This is a genomic window from Streptomyces sp. V1I1 (genome assembly GCF_030817355.1).
GTDB lineage: Bacteria > Actinomycetota > Actinomycetes > Streptomycetales > Streptomycetaceae > Streptomyces.
Window position 1 is genome coordinate 4,774,767 of sequence record NZ_JAUSZH010000001.1, and the last position, 18,561, is coordinate 4,793,327.

At 70.5% G+C, this 18,561-nt stretch carries 15 protein-coding genes; 11 read left to right on the forward strand and 4 right to left on the reverse strand.

Annotated features, from left to right (window positions below; all coding sequences use genetic code 11):
• Positions 1-7 precede the first annotated feature (7 nt).
• The 6 genes from QFZ67_RS22575 to QFZ67_RS22600 all read left to right on the forward strand — a co-directional run bounded on the left by QFZ67_RS22575 (position 8) and on the right by QFZ67_RS22600 (position 8,476).
• Positions 8-808, forward strand: a complete 801-nt coding sequence (locus tag QFZ67_RS22575; RefSeq protein ID WP_307662894.1) for a hypothetical protein — start codon at positions 8-10, stop codon at positions 806-808.
• A complete protein-coding gene (locus QFZ67_RS22580) occupies positions 805-3,048 on the forward strand; it encodes a hypothetical protein (RefSeq protein WP_307662895.1) in 2,244 nt (747 codons plus the stop codon). The genes QFZ67_RS22575 and QFZ67_RS22580 overlap by 4 nt, the downstream gene beginning before the upstream one ends.
• Positions 3,045-4,811: a hypothetical protein gene (locus tag QFZ67_RS22585; protein WP_307662896.1), complete on the forward strand. Its 1,767-nt coding sequence runs from the start codon at positions 3,045-3,047 to the stop codon at positions 4,809-4,811. The genes QFZ67_RS22580 and QFZ67_RS22585 overlap by 4 nt, the downstream gene beginning before the upstream one ends.
• Before the next feature lie 13 nt (positions 4,812-4,824).
• A complete protein-coding gene (locus QFZ67_RS22590; RefSeq protein WP_307662897.1) occupies positions 4,825-5,502 on the forward strand; it encodes a VWA domain-containing protein in 678 nt (225 codons plus the stop codon).
• 170 nt (positions 5,503-5,672) lie between these two features.
• Positions 5,673-6,818, forward strand: a complete 1,146-nt coding sequence (locus QFZ67_RS22595; protein ID WP_307662898.1) for a protein phosphatase 2C domain-containing protein — start codon at positions 5,673-5,675, stop codon at positions 6,816-6,818.
• Entirely contained in the window at positions 6,815-8,476 is a 1,662-nt protein-coding gene (locus QFZ67_RS22600; protein ID WP_307662899.1) for a hypothetical protein, read from the forward strand. Before QFZ67_RS22595 ends, QFZ67_RS22600 begins: the two co-directional genes overlap by 4 nt.
• Positions 8,477-8,487: 11 nt before the next feature.
• Here the strand turns inward: QFZ67_RS22600 and QFZ67_RS22605 are convergent, their stop codons facing one another.
• The 3 genes from QFZ67_RS22605 to QFZ67_RS22615 form a co-directional block, all read right to left on the reverse strand.
• Entirely contained in the window at positions 8,488-9,195 is a 708-nt protein-coding gene (locus tag QFZ67_RS22605; protein WP_307662900.1) for a Crp/Fnr family transcriptional regulator, read from the reverse strand.
• Between the two features lie 17 nt (positions 9,196-9,212).
• Positions 9,213-9,728 (reverse strand): Pycsar system effector family protein, encoded by a 516-nt coding sequence (locus QFZ67_RS22610; RefSeq protein WP_307662901.1) that lies wholly within the window; start codon positions 9,726-9,728, stop codon positions 9,213-9,215.
• Positions 9,729-9,846: 118 nt separating this feature from the next.
• A complete protein-coding gene (locus QFZ67_RS22615; protein ID WP_307662902.1) occupies positions 9,847-10,521 on the reverse strand; it encodes a MerR family transcriptional regulator in 675 nt (224 codons plus the stop codon).
• A gap of 143 nt (positions 10,522-10,664) precedes the next feature.
• Between QFZ67_RS22615 and QFZ67_RS22620 the strand changes: the two genes are divergently transcribed.
• The 4 genes from QFZ67_RS22620 (at position 10,665) to QFZ67_RS22635 (ending at position 14,346) form a co-directional block, all read left to right on the forward strand.
• Entirely contained in the window at positions 10,665-12,185 is a 1,521-nt protein-coding gene (locus QFZ67_RS22620) for an NAD(P)/FAD-dependent oxidoreductase (RefSeq protein WP_307665924.1), read from the forward strand.
• Positions 12,182-13,171 carry an alpha/beta fold hydrolase gene (locus QFZ67_RS22625; RefSeq protein WP_307662903.1) on the forward strand — a complete coding sequence of 330 codons (990 nt, stop codon included), beginning with the start codon at positions 12,182-12,184 and terminating at the stop codon, positions 13,169-13,171. The genes QFZ67_RS22620 and QFZ67_RS22625 overlap by 4 nt, the downstream gene beginning before the upstream one ends.
• A complete protein-coding gene (locus QFZ67_RS22630; protein WP_307662904.1) occupies positions 13,168-14,058 on the forward strand; it encodes an SDR family oxidoreductase in 891 nt (296 codons plus the stop codon). Before QFZ67_RS22625 ends, QFZ67_RS22630 begins: the two co-directional genes overlap by 4 nt.
• Before the next feature lie 99 nt (positions 14,059-14,157).
• Entirely contained in the window at positions 14,158-14,346 is a 189-nt protein-coding gene (locus QFZ67_RS22635; protein ID WP_307662905.1) for a hypothetical protein, read from the forward strand.
• 93 nt (positions 14,347-14,439) lie between these two features.
• Here QFZ67_RS22635 and QFZ67_RS22640 read toward each other — a convergent pair whose 3' ends face one another.
• Positions 14,440-17,733 carry a S41 family peptidase gene (locus QFZ67_RS22640; RefSeq protein WP_307662906.1) on the reverse strand — a complete coding sequence of 1,098 codons (3,294 nt, stop codon included), beginning with the start codon at positions 17,731-17,733 and terminating at the stop codon, positions 14,440-14,442.
• Positions 17,734-17,867: 134 nt separating this feature from the next.
• On the opposite strand from QFZ67_RS22640, the gene QFZ67_RS22645 reads away from it, so the two are divergent.
• Positions 17,868-18,440, forward strand: a complete 573-nt coding sequence (locus QFZ67_RS22645; RefSeq protein WP_307662907.1) for a TetR/AcrR family transcriptional regulator — start codon at positions 17,868-17,870, stop codon at positions 18,438-18,440.
• Positions 18,441-18,561 lie beyond the last annotated feature (121 nt).

Below are 18,561 nucleotides of genomic sequence, written 5' to 3' on the forward strand. Positions count from 1 at the left end.
ACGCCAAATGGCTGGTCACGCCACACACCGCTGGATCGTGGTCCTGGACATTGAGAACTTCAGTGTGCGCACCGATCCGGTTCAGCGATCAGTGCGCGCCGCGATGTACGAGACGCTCAAGAGCGCGATGGAGCGGTCCGGGCTGCCGGTCGAGGACATTGTGTACGAGGACCGGGGCGACGGCGTTCTGATGCTCGCGCCCGGAACGGTCTCGCCGCTCCTGCTCGCGGGGCCTTTCATCCGTGAGCTCGACGACGAACTCGCCCAGAAGAGCGCGATGTTCAGCAAGGCGCACGCCCTCCGGTTCCGGGTGTCGCTGCATCAGGGGCTCGCCGTACAGGACGCGGAGGGCTGGTCGGGCGACGCGGTCAACACCGCCTGCCGACTGGTGGATGCCCAGCCACTGCGCGATGTTCTGGTCGCCGCGCCCTCCGCCCGCATGGTGTTCATCGTCTCGGAGGAGACCTACCGCGGGGTGATCAGGCACGGTCATCGCGGTATCGACCCGGCTGCGTATCTGCCGATGCGGTTCGCCACCAAGCACGGCGAGGTCGTCCACAGCTGGATCACCGTGCCCGGGTATCCCGCGCCGCCCGGCCTCCCGCCGGTCGGCGAGGACGGCGACGGAGGCAATGGAGGCGGCGGCGGCGAGGGCGGCGAAGGGGGCGGCCCGGCGGCCCCCGGCGGGCAGCAGGCGCCCGGCGGCGCGTACCGCCCGGTGACCTTCCACACCGGAACGGTCCAGGGAGACCAGTTCGCAGGTGACAAGACCGTCAACGTGAACACCACGGGGCCGGTGCGGCCGTGATCGCACCCGCGTCAGGAACCCCGGCCGCCGGCGGCGTAGGGGGAAGCCCGCCGACGGCCGGAACGGGGGGGCCGGCGGCGGGCGGGGCACCGGACAGCGCTCCGCCCGCCCCGGTCCACGGGGCCGAAGGATCCGCCGCACCGTCGGGCGAACAACCTGACGGTGCGGCGGCCCAGCAGGAGGCGCCGCAGTCGGGCCCCGGAGCCGAGTCCTTCGAGGCCACCGGTCAGATGGGACAGGGTTCGCTGCGCCACGGCCATCTGCAGAACGCAGTGGCGAACGTCGAGGGCGACATCGTGGGCGGCGACAAGTACGTGCTGCTCCTGGGCGGCACAAAGAAGCGGCTGCGCACCCTGTCGCCGCTGATCGAGGAGCGGGTGCGCTTCGCGTACCACCAGCCGCCCTGCTTCACCGCCGCGAGCGAGGCCCTGCGCAAGCAGAACCTCCTGATCCTGCGTGGCGCGCCGGGGTACGGAAAGTCGGCCCTGGCCGTGCGCCTGCTGATGGGAGCCTGCCAGGGCGGGCCCGTGTACCACCTGGACAGCAATGTGGACTTCGCCTCGCTCGCCGAGCAGTTGGAGAGCGGCAGCGGCGGGATCGAGCCGGGCGTGGGCTTCCTGCTCGACCAGCCGGCCGACATCGGCAATCTGGACCGGGAGGTCTTCGAGAAGGTCCAGGGGGCGCTGTCCCGGGCCGGTGCCCGGATGGTGCTGACCGTGCCCAGTACCGAGGTGTCCGACAGCGAACTGCTCAGCGGCGTACTGGATGTGAGTGAGGAACCGGACCAGCAAGCCGTTGTCCGCGCCCATGTCCGCTGGCGGCTGGGGGAACGCGCCGCCGGACGGCTGCTGGCCAGGCCCGATGTGTACGACCTCCTCGCGGAGCTGCTCGCGGGCGACCCCGCCTGCCGGCAGGCGGGTGAACTCGCCGCCGCGCTCTGCGAGGAGTACGAGTCGGGGGAGCTGAGCCCGGAGCGCCTCAGGGAGCGCCGGGCGCGCATGGAGTCCGAGGATTTCGAGATCTGGGCCGAGAACCTGCCCGACACGACCGCCCGCAGCCTGGCGCTGGCGCTCGCGGTGCTGAACGGGCTGCCCCAGGAGTACGTCGCGCGGGCGGCACGCGCCCTGCGGGACCGGCTGGAGGACGACGCGCCGTATATCAGGGCCGCAGGGCCCGACGGTCGTCTGCCGCAGCCCAGGGACCTGTTCGCGGTGCCGCGGCGCAGACAGCTGACCCTGCTGCGGGCCCGTGCGGTGCCCAAGTCCCAGGGTGAGCCCGGCGAGGTGCTGGAGTACAAGGATCCGGACTATCCGCGCCTGGTCATCCGGCACGCCTGGACCCAGTACGAGATCCAGGAAGAACTGCTCGACTGGCTGGGCGAGTTGGTCATGGATCCATCGGAAGAGGTCCGTGTGTACGCGGCTGCCGGTCTGGGCGTGCTCGCCGCCGACTCCTTCGGCTATGTGTCCGGCCGGACCCTGCAGCGATGGGCGTACAGCGACAGCGCGTACCGCCGTGCTGCCGTGGCCTATGCCCTGTCCGTCGGCTGTCGTGACGCCTGGGTCCGGGACCAGGCCGCCGCCATGGTGGAGACATGGCTTGCCGACCGCAGCCGCCCGCTGGGACAGGCGACGGCTGCCCGCGTTCATGGTCTCGGCGCGGTGACGGACCGTGCGGTGGAGGAGATCGGGCGGCTGGCCGTGGTCGGCAATGTGACCGTGGCGGTGGCGGTCGGATGCAGCCTGGCCGACCTGCTGGCGGACGACTTCGAGCTGGCGGCAGCCGTACTGAACATGCTCCATGAGCAGGCTGCGGACTACCGGGCGCGCCCCACGGCTCTGCTGTCCTTCCTGATCCTCGCGGCCCAGCTCGTCATCGAGACCGAGGAGCGGGGCATGGGCGGGCACGTGCCCGGCCGGCCCGCGCTTCTCTACCTGGCGCACCGGAAGCCGGAGTTGCAGGAGCCGTTCATCAGGCTCTGGCGTGCGGCGCTGAACCAGGCCTTCTTCGACGACGAGGCGGAGCAGGTGATCCGGAACTGGGCGGCGCTGGCCGAGCGCGACCCGCAGCTGCGCGAGATGTTCCGCTTGATGATCGGCGCGATCGCCTACGGGGACGAGCGCTCGGGCCGGATCCTGCGGCGGTGCGCCGACGACTGGACGCACCCGGACAACCTGGCGCCGCTGCCGCTGGCCGCCGCCACCGTTCATGCCCAGCTCGACCTGGAGAAGGTGCCGTGACCGTCTCGCTGATTCTCAATGACCGCCCGATCCCGCGCAGCCAGGTTGGCGCGCTCCCGAACCTTCCCCCGAGCGTGGCGATCGTCTATCCGGTCGAAGGTGCTCCGTGGGAGGTCGAGACCGTCCGTACGCGCAGCCAGCGGTGGTTCGGCAAGAACCGGGCCTGCTACGCCGTCGACCTCAGTGACCACAGGCGTTCCGCCAAGCTCACCGAAACCCCGCTGACTTGCGAGGACGGCGGACATCGCTTCGAGGCGAAGATCGATGTCGGATTCCGGGTCCATGACCCGGTGCGGCTGGTGCGCGGCAACGTCCAGGACGCCCTTTCCGTGATCTACGGCTATCTGACGCATCAAATGCGCCTCTACGCGGCCGAGTTCCCCATCACCGAGGCGATGGCCGCCCAGACGCGCATGAACCGGGCCTTCGCCCAGGACCTCCTGCTCGCCGAAGGCATCACCATCTACCACTGCACCATCCAGCTGGAACCGGACGCCGCCTCGCGCGAATTCATCCGCCGGCTCAGGCAGGCGGAGCGGGACGACGCGCTGGGGCTGCATTCGAACAAGGCGGCCGTGGGACAGGCCTGGCACACCGAGTCGATCAAGGACATCGAGCATCAGGCGCGGATCGCCCGGGAGGAGCAGGAGCGCAAGGTGATGGCGGGCGTCCGGCTCGACTTCGCGGGTCTGGTCCGGGAACACCTGACCAAGCACCCCAATGACACCCACGAGGCCATGGGCCTGCTGATGCGGCTCGAGGAGTCCCGGCTCGGCCAGGTGGAGATCCAGGAGCAGCGCCATGTGGAGATGGTCAAGTACCTGATCGACAAGGGCGTGGTCAGGGACGTCGATCTGCCGGGGGTGCGCAACGGCGTGCTGGGAGCGGGCGGCCCGGGAGCGGGGGTTGCGGGTGTCCTGCCGCTGTCGGGACAGGCGCCCTCGTCCGGTCCCGCGCCGGCCATCGGGCCGGGCCATGCGGCTCCGGCGCACGGCCATCCGGCCGCTGCGCAGGGCGGCGGCGCGCCGTCGGCGATCCCGCAGTCCCGGTCCGCTCCCGTACGTACGTGGGGCGACGCCGGTGCACAGCCCGCCGCCGGAGCGCCGGTCACCGGTCTGGTGCCGGTCTATGTGGTCCTCGACGCCTCGGTGGCCGCGGCCGGCTGCGCGACGGAACTGGCCAACGCCCTGCGGTCGTTGCAGACCCTGCTGGCCAACAGCCCGGACGTGGCGGCCGCGGTACGGCTCTCCGTGCTCTCGTTCGCGGACACGGCCGAAGTGCTGCTGCCGCTCACCGAGGTGACCTGGCAGACGGGCATCCCCGACCTGCGCGGCGGGCCGGGCTGCCGGTACGCGCCGGCCTTCCGGCGACTGCTGGACCTGGTGCCGCTGGAGACGGAACGGCTCAAGCAGCAGGTGGCCCGGGTGCTCAGGCCCGTGGTCTTCCTCCTCGCCGTGGGAGAGGCCGAAGACACGCCCCAATGGGGCGATGCGCGCGCGGAGCTGATGCAGCACAAGTACCACCCGCACCTGGTGGCCTGCGGTATCGGGGAGGTCGGGGGACGCACCGTCGAACGCCTCGCCAGCCGGCCCGAACTCGGCGTCGTGGCGGTTCCCGGGGCCGATCTCGCGCAGTCGGCGGTGCAGTTCTCCGTACTCCTGCAGAACACCGTGCTGCATCTCGGGCGGAGTGCCCTGGCGGGCGGAATGGAGCTCCGCCTGGACTGCCCGCAGGGCCTGACGCCCGTCAAGAACGTTCAGTAGAAAGGAAACACGCATGGCCGAGACACTCGGGCAGCTGCTGCCGGTGTACGTACTGGCGGACGAGTCCTATTCGATGGCCTCTCAAGTCACTGACCTCAACGCCGGGATGAAATCGCTGCACATGGCCCTGCTCGGTGAGCCGATGGCAGCGGCCAAGGTGCGGTTCTCCGTACTGGGCTTCTCCAACACCGTCACGGAACACCTGATCCTCGCGGACCTGAGAGGCGAGAGCGAGCTGCCCCGGCTCTCGGCCGGCGGCGGGACCAGCTACGAGGCGGCCTTCAGCGCGCTGCTCCAGCGCGTGCCCAACGATGTGCGCAGCCTCAAGAGCCAGGGTTACCGGGTGCACCGTCCCGCGGTGTTCTTCCTCAGCGACGGACAGCCCAATCCGAATGAGAACTGGACGGAGGTGCACCGCAGACTCACCGACCGCAACGTCACCAGCGCGGCGCCCAACGTCATCGCCTTCGGCATCGGAGACGCCGAGGCCGAGACCATCCTCAACGTCGCCACGCAGTCGGAGTTCGCCTTCATCTCCCTGCCCGGGTCGCAACTCGGTGATTCCATCGCCAAGTTCTTCACCGCGCTCACCAAGAGCGTCGTGGAGTCGGGCAACGCGATGGCCTCGGGCCAGGCGGAGCTGGTCGTGGAGAAGCCCGAGGGCTTCCGGCTCGCGATCGACGAGGTGTGACGGTGGAGCTCTTCGGGAGGAAGGGGCGGTCCAAGGACCCGGAGGAGCCCGCCGCGTCCGGTGAGCCGTCCGCGCCGGTGCCGCCCCCCGGGCCTCCTCCGCCGGCGCCACCTGCCCGGGATGCTGACGGGCAGCATCAGCAGCCCCCTCGGCAGGCGGGGGGTGGGTACGTGCAGCAGCAGTATCTGGAGCCGGGTTACGCGCGGCCTCCGCAACCGCCACCGCCGCAGCACCCGCATCAGCCCTCGCAGCAGCACCCGCAGGAGGCCCCGCCGCGGCCGCAGCCTCAGCAGCCTCCGCAGCACGCGCAGCAGCAGCACCCGCAACCACCGCAGCAGCTACGACCGCAGCACGCTCAACCACCGCAGCAGCCCCCGCCGCGGACGCACCCTCCGGCGCCGGGTTACGCCCAGGCTCCACCGCGGCAACCGCTGCCCGGCCGATGGGACCGGATCGTCCTCGGGCGGGCCGCCGCCGTGCCGGAGCCGAAGCCGCCGCCCGCGGACCCGTACCGCCCGGACACCGTCTTCGACGGGTGGTCCACGCGCTACATCACGGTCCGGCTAGCCTCCGTACGGGGTGACGAGCACCGGTGCAGCGGACGCCCGCGGCAGGACGACATCACGGTCGCCTGGCACGAGAGCACGGAGGCGGTCGTCTTCGCGGTGGCGGACGGAGTGTCCGCCGCCCCGCAGTCGCACATCGGCGCCGCTCTCGCCTGCCGTACCGCCGTCAACGACCTGCTCGGCCAGCTCGAAGAGGAACGGGCGGAGCCCGACTGGACGCGCGTGGTGCAGGCCGCCGCCTATCAGCTGCTGATGCGCGTGGCCCGGGTCGGAGAGCCCTCCGAGGAGCATCGCAAGGAGGCCATGGCCCAGCTGGCGACCACCCTGGTGGCAGGCAGGGTCCTCCCACTGCCCGACGGGACTCTCCGGGTCGACCTGGTCCATGTCGGGGACACGGCGGCCTGGCAGCTGGTCGAGGGGCTCTACTACCCCTTGCTGGGCGTGGAGAGCGACGACGAGATTTCGTCTTCCGCGGTGCTGGCGCTGCCGCGGCTGCCGCCGGCGCTCCGTCCGAGGTCGTACCAGCTGCCCGCGGACGGGGTGCTCCTGGTGGGCACCGACGGATTCGGCGTGCCGCTCGGCGACGGCACGGGCCTGGTCGGCGAACTGATGGCCACCGGGCTGTCGCATCCGCCGCGGGAGCCCCGCACGCTCGCCCATCTGCTGGACTTCTCCCGGGAGACGTTCGACGACGACCGCACCCTGCTGGCGGTCTGGCCGCGTCATCGCCTCGCGGAAGGGACGCCATGAGCGCCCCCGGCGCGGCACGGGTCCAGCTGGCGGCCCTCGTCAGGGGGGCGCAGCTGGGCAAGGGCGGCCAGGGCACCGTCTGGGCCGTTCAGAAGCGGCTGATCAACGGTGAATGGCCGGTCGTGTACAAGGAGTACGACGGCAAGAGCAGGAGCGAGCTGAGGGCAGACGTACTGGAGCGGATGGTCGCCTTTCTGCCGCGCCAGGCGGACGGGACGGCACGCTGGCTGGGTGAGCACACGGCGTGGCCGGCCGCGTTGGTGAACCAGGGGAACGACGTCCACGGTTTCCTGATGAGGCAGATCCCGGAGGAGTACTTCCGGGTGCTGACGACCTCGCCGGAGAAGAGGACTTCGGGCTTCGAGTTTCTGCTGAACAAAGACGCCTACTTGCAAAACGTCGTCGGGATCTCGTTCACGCCGCGGCAGCGCTTCCAGCTGCTGCTGGATCTGGCGGAGAAGCTGGACCGGCTGCACGGGCTCGGCGTGGTCGTCGGAGACCTGTCGCCGAAGAACCTGCTGTTCTCGTTGCAGGGCTCGCCCAGCTGCTTCCTGATCGACTGCGACGCGATGGTCCTGAGTGGCCAGTGGGCGCTCAAGCCGGTGCAGACCCCGGGCTGGAGCCTGCCCGGGGCGGAGGAGCCGACGACCCGGGCGGGCGATGTCTACAAGTTCGGTCTGCTCGCCGCCCGGCTGTTCATCGGCGATCAGGTTGGCTCGGACGTGGACATCCTGCGGTCGGCCGACCGTGCGGTGGCGCAGCTGGCGGAGCGCAGTCTGGCCGATCAGCCCGCGCGGCGCCCCGCGCTCGCCGACTGGCTCGGTCCGCTGCGCAGCGCTGTCGTCACGGCGCCCGCCAGGTTGTCGCCGTCGGCCACTCGGCCCACCGCGCCCACGCCAACGGTGGTGAACAGCCCCACGCCCACGCCCACGGTGGTGAACAGCCCGGCATGGACGCCTCCGCGCAGGCGGACCGTACCGGCCCCGGCCCCGGCCCCGAGCCGGACGCCGGCCCCGGCCCGGACCGTACCGACCCCGGCTCGGACGCTGACCAGGACTCCGGCCCCCGCGCCGCGCGGGTTGAGCGGCGGCTGGATCTTCTTCCTCCTGCTGCTGATCGCCGCAGGGATCGGTGTCGGCGCCCTGCTGGCGAACGGCGCGCCCTGGGACGACGGCGCCGGCGGATCGTCGTCCGAGGCCCCGGACACGCGTGAGGGACAGGCGAAGAATCTGGAGAGCCTGCTGTGGGAGAACGACGGCACTCGGGGCAGCGTCTCGAAGTCCGTCGAGAGCGTGATGGGCTGTCCGGGGCACAGTGAACTACAGGAGGCGAAAGGGGTGTTCGACGAGGCGGCCGCGAACCGCGACCGGCTGGTCGACGCCGTGGAAGGAGCCGGTCTCGACCAACTGCCCGACGGGCTGACCGCGGATCTGCTGGCCGGCTGGAAGAGTTCGGCCGACGCGGACAGGGCCTACTCCAGGCTCGCCACCGACATGGCCGACGGATGCACGACGAGCCGGGTGACGTCCTCCGACGCCTGGGCGGACGCCGACCGCGCCAACGTACAAGCGACGCGCGCGAAGAAGGACTTCGTCGAGGCGTGGAACCCGCTGGCCGAGGAGTACGGCCTGCGGACCCTGTCCTGGGACGAGGTGTGACCGTGCCGGGCTCAGGGCGGCCCTTCGCCGCACTCTCGCTTCAGCGCGTCCGGGTTCTCGACGACCAGCCGGTTGCGCCCGGTCGTCACCCATCCGTTCCCGCGCCACTGCTCGAGGATGCGGCTGACCATACGGCGGGAGCCGAGCACAAGCCCGGCGATGTCGTCCTGGGAGAGCGGCAGGGCGATCAGCAGAGCGCCGGAGTCGCTGCGTCTGCCGTATCTCTCGCCGAGCTCCAGCAAGAGTGCGGCGAGGCGGGCCTGGATCGCCTCGCCCCCGGTCGAGGTGCGCTGGCTGTCGGCGTCCCGCAACCGCGCGGAGAGCACCTGCTGCATCGCCGCGGCAATGGCCGAGTGGTCACGCGCCGCGCCCCTGAAGGCGCTTGCCGGGATGATCAGCGCTTCCACAGTGGTCAGGGCGGTGAGGGTGGCGGAGCGCGGTCCGCCGTCCAACCCGGCCTGTTCGCCGAGCAGATCACCCGCGTTACGTATGGCGAGTACGGCTTGATAGCCGTCGATGGAGAGCGCGGTGACCTTCACGCATCCCCGTCTGACGACGAGCAGATGGTCGGTGAGCTCGTTCTCCTGAAGGAGGTGGTCCTTGGCCGCGAACGTTTCGAGATGACCGATGCGGCGCAGGGCGAGCCGGGCGTCGTCGTCGAGCAAGCTCCAGAACGGAACCCGGTTCGACCGGTACCGGTCGGTGTGCCGCGCGGTCATGGACGCTCCTCGAGGTATCAGCCGAACGCGCCGACCACGGCGATCAGGACACCGCCCGCCATCGCGCAGCCGAGCGACTGCCGGACCCTGCGGTGCTTGGTCCACAGGATTTCGCTCATGGTCACCAGCTGACGGGTCAGGGCCGGGAGGGGATCGTGCCGGCCGAGCTGTTCGGCGAGCTGCTCGGGAGTCCAGTGACGCAGGTGTCCGTAGAAGATGAACTGACCCTGCGCGGGCGCCGACCGGCCCTGGTGGGCATGGCGCGGGAGCACGACGAGAACCGCGAGCGCGGCGGAGAGCCCCAGCAGGAGAACGCCGAGCCACAGTCCGATTTCGGCAGCGAGCCCGGACAGCGCGCTCAGCCTGCGGCCGGACCCCGACAGGGCGGCCACACCTGCCAGCGCGGCCGACTCCATGGCGAGGGCGAAGGACGCCTTGGCATCGACGCTGCGGGTCCATTCGCCGAGCGTGGTGTGGATCTGCCACGCGGTCCTGACCGCTTCCTCCCGCGACACCGGTTCCCCCTGTGGCACGCGGCTTCCTCCGCATCCTGACTGTGGTCGTGGTCCATCGCACCATAGCCATGGATACCCGCGCCGGTCATGAACTCCCGCTGTGGCACTGCACTTTGATCAGAAGTGATCAAAGTGATCAGTGGGGGCGCAGCTCGGTCGGGCCGGACTCGGGCAGTTTGCGCAGGCGCCGGTCCAGCGCCATGGAAAGTTCCGCGTCCACCACGCTCTTCGCCAGCGGCCGCAGCCTGTCCACCTGGTCCTGAGGGGTGTGGGCGCGCAGCATCTCGACGAAGAGTTCCGCCAGTTCGTCCGCGTGGGCGCGGACCCGTTGGCCCGCTTCCAGGACCGTCGCCAGTGGGATGCCCGCGCGGACCAGGGCGGATGAGACGTCCAGCAGGCGGCGGCTGATGTGGACGATCTCGTCGCCGTCCGTCGCCAGATAGCCGAGGTCCAGCGCGGCCGCCAGGTTCTCCGCGGTGACCTCGCCCTCGAAGTAGTCGGCGAGTTCCTGGGGGGTGAGGCGGACCGGCTCCTCCTCTGTGGGGGCACCGAGGCCCAGTACGTCACCGACGTCGCGGCCGCTCTCGAAGGCGGTGGCGAGATCGGCGATGCCGTTGAGGGTGTGGCCGCGTTCCAGCAGGGCGGCGATCGTGCGCAGCCGGGCCAGGTGGTGCTCGTCGTACCAGGCGATACGGCCCTCGCGGCGCGGCGGCGGGATCAGCCCGCGCTCGCGGTAGAAGCGCAAGGTGCGCACCGTGATGCCGGCCTCCTTGGCCAGCTCCTCCATGCGGTACTCGCGTCCGTCTGCCACAGGGGAAGCCTATGTTGTACCACCGGTAACTTGTCGGGTCCTGCCCCTACCGCTCGGTATGACACTGCTCTACTCTCCCCATCATGCCAGTGATTGCTGGCGTGGTCTGGCAGGATTATGACGTTCCAGCGGGAGGCGGCGGCATGGGCCAGCAGCACGAGCACGTACGAGTGGCGGTGATCGGATCCGGATTCGGCGGCCTGGGGGCCGCGGTCCGGCTGCGCCGCGAGGGGATCACCGACTTCGTCGTCCTGGAACGGGCGGATTCGGTCGGCGGAACCTGGCGGGACAACAGCTATCCGGGGTGCGCGTGCGACGTGCCCTCGCACCTCTACTCGTTCTCCTTCGCGCCCAACCCCGACTGGCCGCGCACCTTCTCCGGGCAGGAACACATCCGCGCGTATCTGGAGCATGTCGCGGAAACCTTCCGGCTCCGTTCCCACATCCGCTTCAACCATGAAGTGCTGATGATGCGCTGGGACAACGACGAACTGCGCTGGGAGATCGAGACCTCGCAGGGCACGCTCACCGCCGATGTCGTCGTCTCGGCGACAGGTCCGCTGTCCGACCCGAAGATGCCGGAGATCGACGGTCTTGCCGGCTTCCCGGGCAAGGTCTTCCACTCCTCCCGCTGGGACCACGACTACGACCTGCGAGGCAAGCGCGTCGCGATGATCGGGACCGGCGCTTCGGCGATCCAGATCGTGCCGTCGATCCAGCCGGAAGTAGGGAAGCTGACGCTCTTCCAGCGGACCCCGCCGTGGGTGATGCCGCGGATGGACCGGGCGATCAGCGGGGCCGAGCGCTGGCTGCACCGGCAGCTTCCGTTCACCGGTTCGGCGCGGCGCGGACTGCTGTGGGGGATCAGGGAGTTGCAGGTCAGCGCGTTCACCAAGCGGCCCAAGGAACTTGGGCTCGTCGAGTCGCTCGCCAAGGCCAATATGGCCAAGGCCATCAAGGACCCGGCCCTGCGGGCCAAGTTGACGCCCTCGTACCGCATCGGCTGCAAGCGGATCCTGCTGTCGAGCGATTACTACCCGGCGCTGGTGAAGCCCAACGTGGATGTGGTGGCTTCGGGGCTGGTGGAGGTGCGCGGATCGACGGTCGTCGCTGCCGACGGTACGGAAGCCGAGGTCGACGCGATCATCTTCGGCACCGGCTTCCATGTGACCGACCTGCCGATCGCGGAGCGGGTGGTCGGAGCCGACGGCATCACGCTCGCGGAGGCATGGAAGGACGGGATGGAGTCGCTGCGGGGCGCCACCGCGGCCGGCTTCCCCAACTGGATGTCGATCATCGGCCCCAACACGGGCCTCGGGAACTCCTCGATGATCCTGATGATCGAGTCGCAGCTGAACTACATGGCCGACTACATGCGGCAGTTGAATGTGCTGGGCGGGCGCGCGGCGCTGGCGGTCCGGCCGTCCGCGGTGAGTGCGTGGAACCGGCGGGTGCAGGAGCGGATGGAGCGGACGGTGTGGAAGTCCGGCGGCTGCAACAGCTGGTACCTGGACGCGAATGGGCGCAACACCACGCTGTGGCCGGGGACGACGGGTGAGTTCCGGAAGGCGACGCGTGAGGTGGATCTCGCGGAGTACGAGGTCGTACGGATGCGTGCGACGTCCGCGCCGGCTGTCGAGGCGACCGCGGAGGCCGTGCGATGAGCCAGCCGAGCCAGCCGAGCCGGACCAGCCGGACCAGCCGGACCAGCCGGACCAGCCGGACCAGCCGGACCAGCCGGACTCTGACCGCCGTGTCCGCCGACGGGTCGACGATCCATGTCGAGGTGTACGGCCCGGACGGCGCGCCCGCCGTCGTCCTCGCCCACGGCTGGACCTGTTCCACCCTCTTCTGGGCCGCGCAGATAAGGGAGTTGGCGGGCGACCACCGAGTGGTCGTCTACGACCAGCGCGGCCACGGCCGTACCCCGTTCGCCGCGGTCGGTACGGACCTCCTCGCCGACGACCTGGAAGCGGTGCTCGGTGCCGTACTGGCTCCCGGCGAGAAGGCCCTGCTCGCCGGGCACTCCATGGGCGGGATGACCCTGATGGCCGCGTCGGGGCGGGCTGCCTTCGCGGAGCACGCGGCCGCGGTGCTGCTGTGCAGTACGGGCAGTTCGCGGCTGGTCGAGGAGTCGCTGGTGCTGCCGATGCGCGCCGGGCGGCTGCGGACCCGGATCACTCGGATGGTTCTCGGGGCGCGAGCCCCGCTCGGACCCGTGACGCCGGTCTCCAAGCGGATCCTCAAGTACGCGACGATGGGCCCAGGTTCGGCGCCGGAACGGGTGGCGGAGTGCGCCCGTATCGTGCACGCCTGCCCGCGGCCGTCCCGGGTGGCCTGGGCGCATGTGCTCGCGGAGGTCGATCTCGAGGCGGGCGTACGGGAGTTGCGGGTGCCCTCGGTCGTGGTGGCGGGCACGGGGGACCGGCTCACCCCGATGGTGCATGCGCGGCGGCTGGCCGCGGAGCTGCCCGACTGCCGCGAGCTGGTGGAGCTCGCCGGGATGGGCCATATGACGCCGGTGGAGGCCCCGGAGGTCGTCACCGCGAAGATCCGCGAGCTGGTAGCTACGTTTGTGAACGCGGATGCGACGGCGAGCGCGAACGCGACGTCGAGCGCGAACGTGAAGGCGAAGGAGGAGGCCGCATGAGCAGGACGAGCCTGGAGGGGCAGGTCGCGGTCGTCACCGGCGCGGCGCGGGGCGTGGGCGAGCTGCTCGCCCGCAAGCTCTCGGCGCGCGGCGCGAAGGTGGCGCTGGTGGGCCTCGAGCCGGACGAGCTGAAGCAGGTCTCGGGCAGACTGCACACCGAGAGCGACTGGTGGCATGCGGATGTGACCGACCACGAGGCGATGGCGCAGGTCGCGCGGGAGGTCAAGGAGCGCTTCGGCAAGGTCGACATCGTCGTCGCGAACGCGGGCGTGGCGTCGGGCGGTCCCTTCGTGGACTCGGATCCGGCCGCGTGGCGGCGGGTGATCGAGGTGAATCTGATCGGGAGCGCGGTCACGGGCCGGGCGTTCCTGCCGGTGCTGATCGAGAGCCGGGGGTACTTCCTGCAGATCGCGTCACTGGCCGCGATCACGCCGGCACCGATGATGACGGCGTACTGCGCGTCCAAGTCGGGCGTCGAGGCCTTCGCCCACAGCCTGCGGGCGGAGGTCGGGTACAAGGGCGTGCGAGTGGGTGTCGGCTATCTGTCCTGGACGGATACGGACATGGTGCGCGGGGCCGACCAGGACGAGGTGATGCGGGAGCTGCGGCAGCGGCTGCCCTGGCCGTCGAACCGTACGTATCCGCTGGGCCCGGCGGTGGACCGGATCGTGGCCGGGATCGAGCGACGGTCCGCGCATGTGTACGCGCAGTGGTGGCTGCGCGGGATGCAGTCGGTGCGGGGCTGTCTGCCGGGGCTCATCGGGGTGGTCGGCCAGCGGGAGATGCGGCGTTTCGAACCGCGGCTGCCTGGGGTCGGAAAGGGGCTCGTGGGGGCGGGCGGGGCGGCGGACGAGGCGGCGCGGAATGCGAGTACGCAGCGTCAGTGATCGAAATGCGAGGCATGTCCAGGAGTGTCACGCTGGTGTAGAGGCACAGGGGGCGTGCTGACCCCCGCCCTCCTCACACCCTTCTAGGAGTGAATGTTCATGGGCATCGCAGACCAGTTCAAGGACAAGGCCGACGCGCTCGAGGAGCGGGCGCAGAAGGCCGAGGGGGGCGCGAAGAAGAAAGCGGCGAAGCGGTCTGGTAAGCCGGAGGAAGGGCCCCGGGAGCGGACCACCGAACAGGCCATGCAGGACGCCGAGGACAAGTTCAAGCAGGACTACGACATCTGAATCCACGCAGCGAAGGGGCGCGCCCGTGCCGACGGGCCGCGCCCCTCTTGCGTGCGGGGGTGCCCGGGTGCGAAGTGCCCCGGGTGAGGGGCCTCACGCCCTCCGCGGCGGCAGCTTCGGGCGGCGGAGGTCCGGGGCCTGGGAGTAGTCCGGCGGCTCCGCCGCCGGGTGGGTCTTCAGGAGGTCCAGGGCCAGTTGGATCGCGTCGTCCAGCTGGACGTGGCGGCCCTCCGCCCAGTCCAGGGGGGTGCGCAGCGCGTCCAGGTCCGGGTCCACGCCGTGGTTTTCGATGGACCAGCCGTACGCGTCGAACCATGCCGCGTTCATCGGGACCGTGATCACCGTGCCGTCGCCCAGGCGGTGGCGGCCCGTCATGCCCACCACGCCACCCCAGGTGCGGCTGCCCACCACCGGGCCCAGGCCCAGCAGTTTGAAGGCCGCGGTGATCATGTCGCCGTCCGACGACGTCGCCTCGTCGGCAAGGGCGACAATCGGGCCGCGCGGAGCGTTCGACGCGTACGAGACCGGCTGGGCGTTCCGCGTCAGGTCCCAGCCGAGGATCTTCCGCGTCAGCTTCTCCACGACCAGTTCGCTGATGTGGCCGCCCGCATTGCCGCGTACGTCCACGAGCAGTGCAGGCCGGGACACTTCGAGCCGCAGATCGCGGTTGAACTGTGCCCAGCCCGACCCGCCCATGTCCGGGATGTGCAGATACCCGCACTTGTCGCCGCTCAACTCCCGTACCACCTCGCGGCGTTTGGCCACCCAGTCCTGGTACCGCAGCGGCCGCTCGTCCACCAGCGGGACGATCGCCACCCGTCGGGCGTGCCCCTCGCCCTCCGCCGGCTGGAAGGTCAGCTCGACCGTCGTGCCGCCCGCCGCCGAGAGCATCGGGTAGGGGCCCGCCACCGGGTCCACGGGGCGGCCGTCGACATGAGTGAGGATCGCGCCCTCGCGGATGCCCGTGCCGGCCAGCGGCGAACGCGCCTTGGAGTCGGACGATTCGCCCGGCAGGATCCGTTGGATCAGCCAATTCCCGTCCCGGCAGACCAGGTTCGCGCCCAGCAGGCCCATCGCCCGCTGGTAGTGCGGCGGTCCTTCATTGCGCCGCGCGGGCGTGACGAACGCATGGGACGTGCCCAGCTCGCCCAGCACTTCGCGCAGCAGATCCGCGAACTCGTCCGGCGACGCGACCCGTTCGACCAGCGGACGGTACTGGTCGAGCACCGCGTCCCAGTCGAGGCCGCACATCCCCGGCTCCCAGAAATACGCGCGGATGATGCGGCCCGCCTCCCCGTACGCCTGTCGCCATTCGGACGGCGGGTCCACCTCGTGCAGGATCCGGCGCAGGTCCAGATAGACCGTCGAGTCGCTGTCCCCGGACTCGGTGGCCGGGACCGCGCGCAGCTCCCCGTCGTCCACGACCACCAGCCGGCTGCCGTCGCCGCTGACCGCGAACCAGTCGAGATGGCCGACCAGTTCGGTCTTGCGGGCCTTGGTGATGTCGAAGTGCTCCAGCGTGGGGCGGCCCGAGGTGTCCGCGGGGTTGGCGAACGTCTCGCCGAGCGCCCCGGAGATCGGCCAGCGCAGCCAGACCAGCCCGCCGCCGCTGACCGGATGGAGCGCCGAGTACTTGGAGGCGGTGACGGGGAAGGGGGTGACCCGGTCCGCCAGCCCCTCGACCTCGACCATGACCGTGCCGTCGCCCTCCTCGGATTCGTCCAGCGGGTCGAGCCCGCCCGCCGCGGGCCGCCCGTCCGGCAGTAGCGCGAAGGGCGAAGGTGTCGCGGACGACAGCGGTACGAGATAGGGGCGGCAGCCCAGCGGGAAGGACAGGTCCCCGGTGTGCACGTCGTACACCGGGTCGAAGCCCCGCCAGGACAGGAAGGCGAGATAGCGGCCGTCGCGCGTGAAGACCGGATTCTCGTCCTCGAAGCGGCCGTTGGTGACGTCGACGATCGTACGGTCCTTGATGCGGGCCATCTTGATCTGCCGCAGCGAGCGCCCGATGCCCGGCTGCGACCAGGTGAGCCAGGCGCCGTCCGGCGAGAAGGCCAGGTCGCGGACCGGCCCGTTGATGGAGCGGATCAGCTCCGTCACCTCTCCGCCCCCCGGACCTTCGGCCCGGGAGGTGCCCGCTGCCTCCTCCTCCTCGGTCACGTCGAGCAGCAGCAGCCGGCCGTCGTTCGACGCGATCGCGAGCCGCTCCCCGTCCGGGTCCGACACCATTTCGTGGACGCGTCCCAGTTCCCCCGAGGCCAGCCGGCGTGGCTCCCGTTCGCCGCTCGCCCGCGGCAGATACGCGATCTCGACGGCGTCCTCGCCGTCGGCGCTTGTGACATAGGCGACCTGGCCGCCGCTGCCGAGCATCTCCGGCAGCCGGACCCGTACGCCCGGGGTGTCAACGATCGTGCGCGCCGGACCGTCGCGGTGTGTGAGCCAGTACAGGCTGCCGCGTACGTTGACGGCGCTGGCCCGCCCGGTCGTGTCGACCGTGATCGCGTCCACGTGGCTGGAGGCGGGCACATGGTAGGCGCGGCGTCCGGCGCGCGGGCCCCCGAGCCGTACCTCCAGCTTGCGCGGCACCGCGTCCGGCGCCGTCAGATCGTCGACGATCCACACCTCGCCCGCGCACTGGTACACAACCCTGCGACCGTCGCTAGAGGCGTGCCGGGCGTAGAAGGCGTCATGGTCGGTGTGGCGCCGGAGATCGGTCCCGTCGGGCCGGCAGGAGTAGAGATTGCCGACGCCCTCGTGGTCGGAGAGGAACGCGATACGCCCCGAGACGAACATCGGGCAGTCCAGGTGGCCGTTCAGATCTGGGAGCAGCCGCTCCCCGTGCAGCCAGAGCCTGCCCGTCGCTCCGCCCCGGTACCGCTTCCACGCGGCCGGTTCGTGCGGCGGCTTGCCGGTGAGGAGCAGCGAGCGGTGCTCTCCCTCGATGTCCGCGACCTGGATGTCGGACGTCGGGCCCCAGGGGAGCCGCCGGCCGGGGGAGCCGTCGGTGGCCACCTTGTAGGCCCAGGAGAAGTACGAGAAGGGCTGGCCGTGCGAGGAGACGGCCAGGATGTTGCCGTCCGGGTCCCAGCCGCAGACCCGGGTGTCGGTGGAGCCCCAGTAGGTCAGCCGTCTGGCAGGCCCGCCGGCGACCGGCGCCAGATGTATCTCCGGGTCGAGGCTGCGCCAGTTCGTGTACGCGATGTGCGCGCCGTCGGGGGAGAAGCGCGGATGGCTGATTCTGGTCCGGTCGACGGTCACCCGCCAGGCGCGGCCCGGCCTGTGTCCGGCGGGCACGAGGGGCGCGATCCAGAGATCGTCCTCGGCGGCGAAGCACAGCAAGTCCTCGTGCAGGTGCGGGAAACGGAGATACGCGACGTCGTCACTCACCCCCCAATGCTTTCGGTGTCAGGGGGGTGCGGCAACTTGTGACGCAGAACACGACCGAAACGATTTCGTTTCGCAGAGGCTCCGGGCTATCTTCGTACTGTACGAAACCGTTTCGTTCAGATTGGAGGTCGACCATGGCAGGCAGCAGGATCACGCCCGAGCGCGAGGCGGAACTGTACGAAGCCGTGCTCGACCTGCTCCGTGAGGCGGGCTACGACGGCCTCACCATGGACGCCATCGCGACCCGTACCCGTTCCAGCAAGGCCACCCTCTACCGCCAGTGGCGGAGCAAGCCGGAGCTGGTTGCCCGCGCGCTGCGCCACAACAAGCCGGTGAGCATCGCGGAGATCGACACCGGCTCCCTGCGCGGCGACTTCCTCGCGATGGTCGACCGCATGGACGACTGCCAGATGGAGAAGGACTCCGCGCTGATGCGGGGTCTGGCCCATGCCATCCACGACAACCCCGACCTCCACAAGGCGCTGCGGGACCTGCTGATCGACCCCGAGATGACCGGGCTCGACGCACTGCTGCAGCGCGCCGTGGACCGGGGCGAACTCCCCGCGGACGCCCCCGCGCTGAGCTATGTCCCGCACATGCTGGTCGGCGCTTTCATCGCTCGTCCGCTGATCGATGACCGGTCGGTCGACCGGGCCTTCCTCGCCGCCTACATCGATGCCGTGGTTCTCCCCGCACTCGGCATCTGATCTCCCCGCACTTCCCCGCAGCACCTCTCCCCGCACCACCCAGCACAGCACCTGACGCGCGCCGCTCTCGTCGTCGGGCCGGCTCCCCATGCCCTGTTCACCTCACACTCGGGAGTACGCC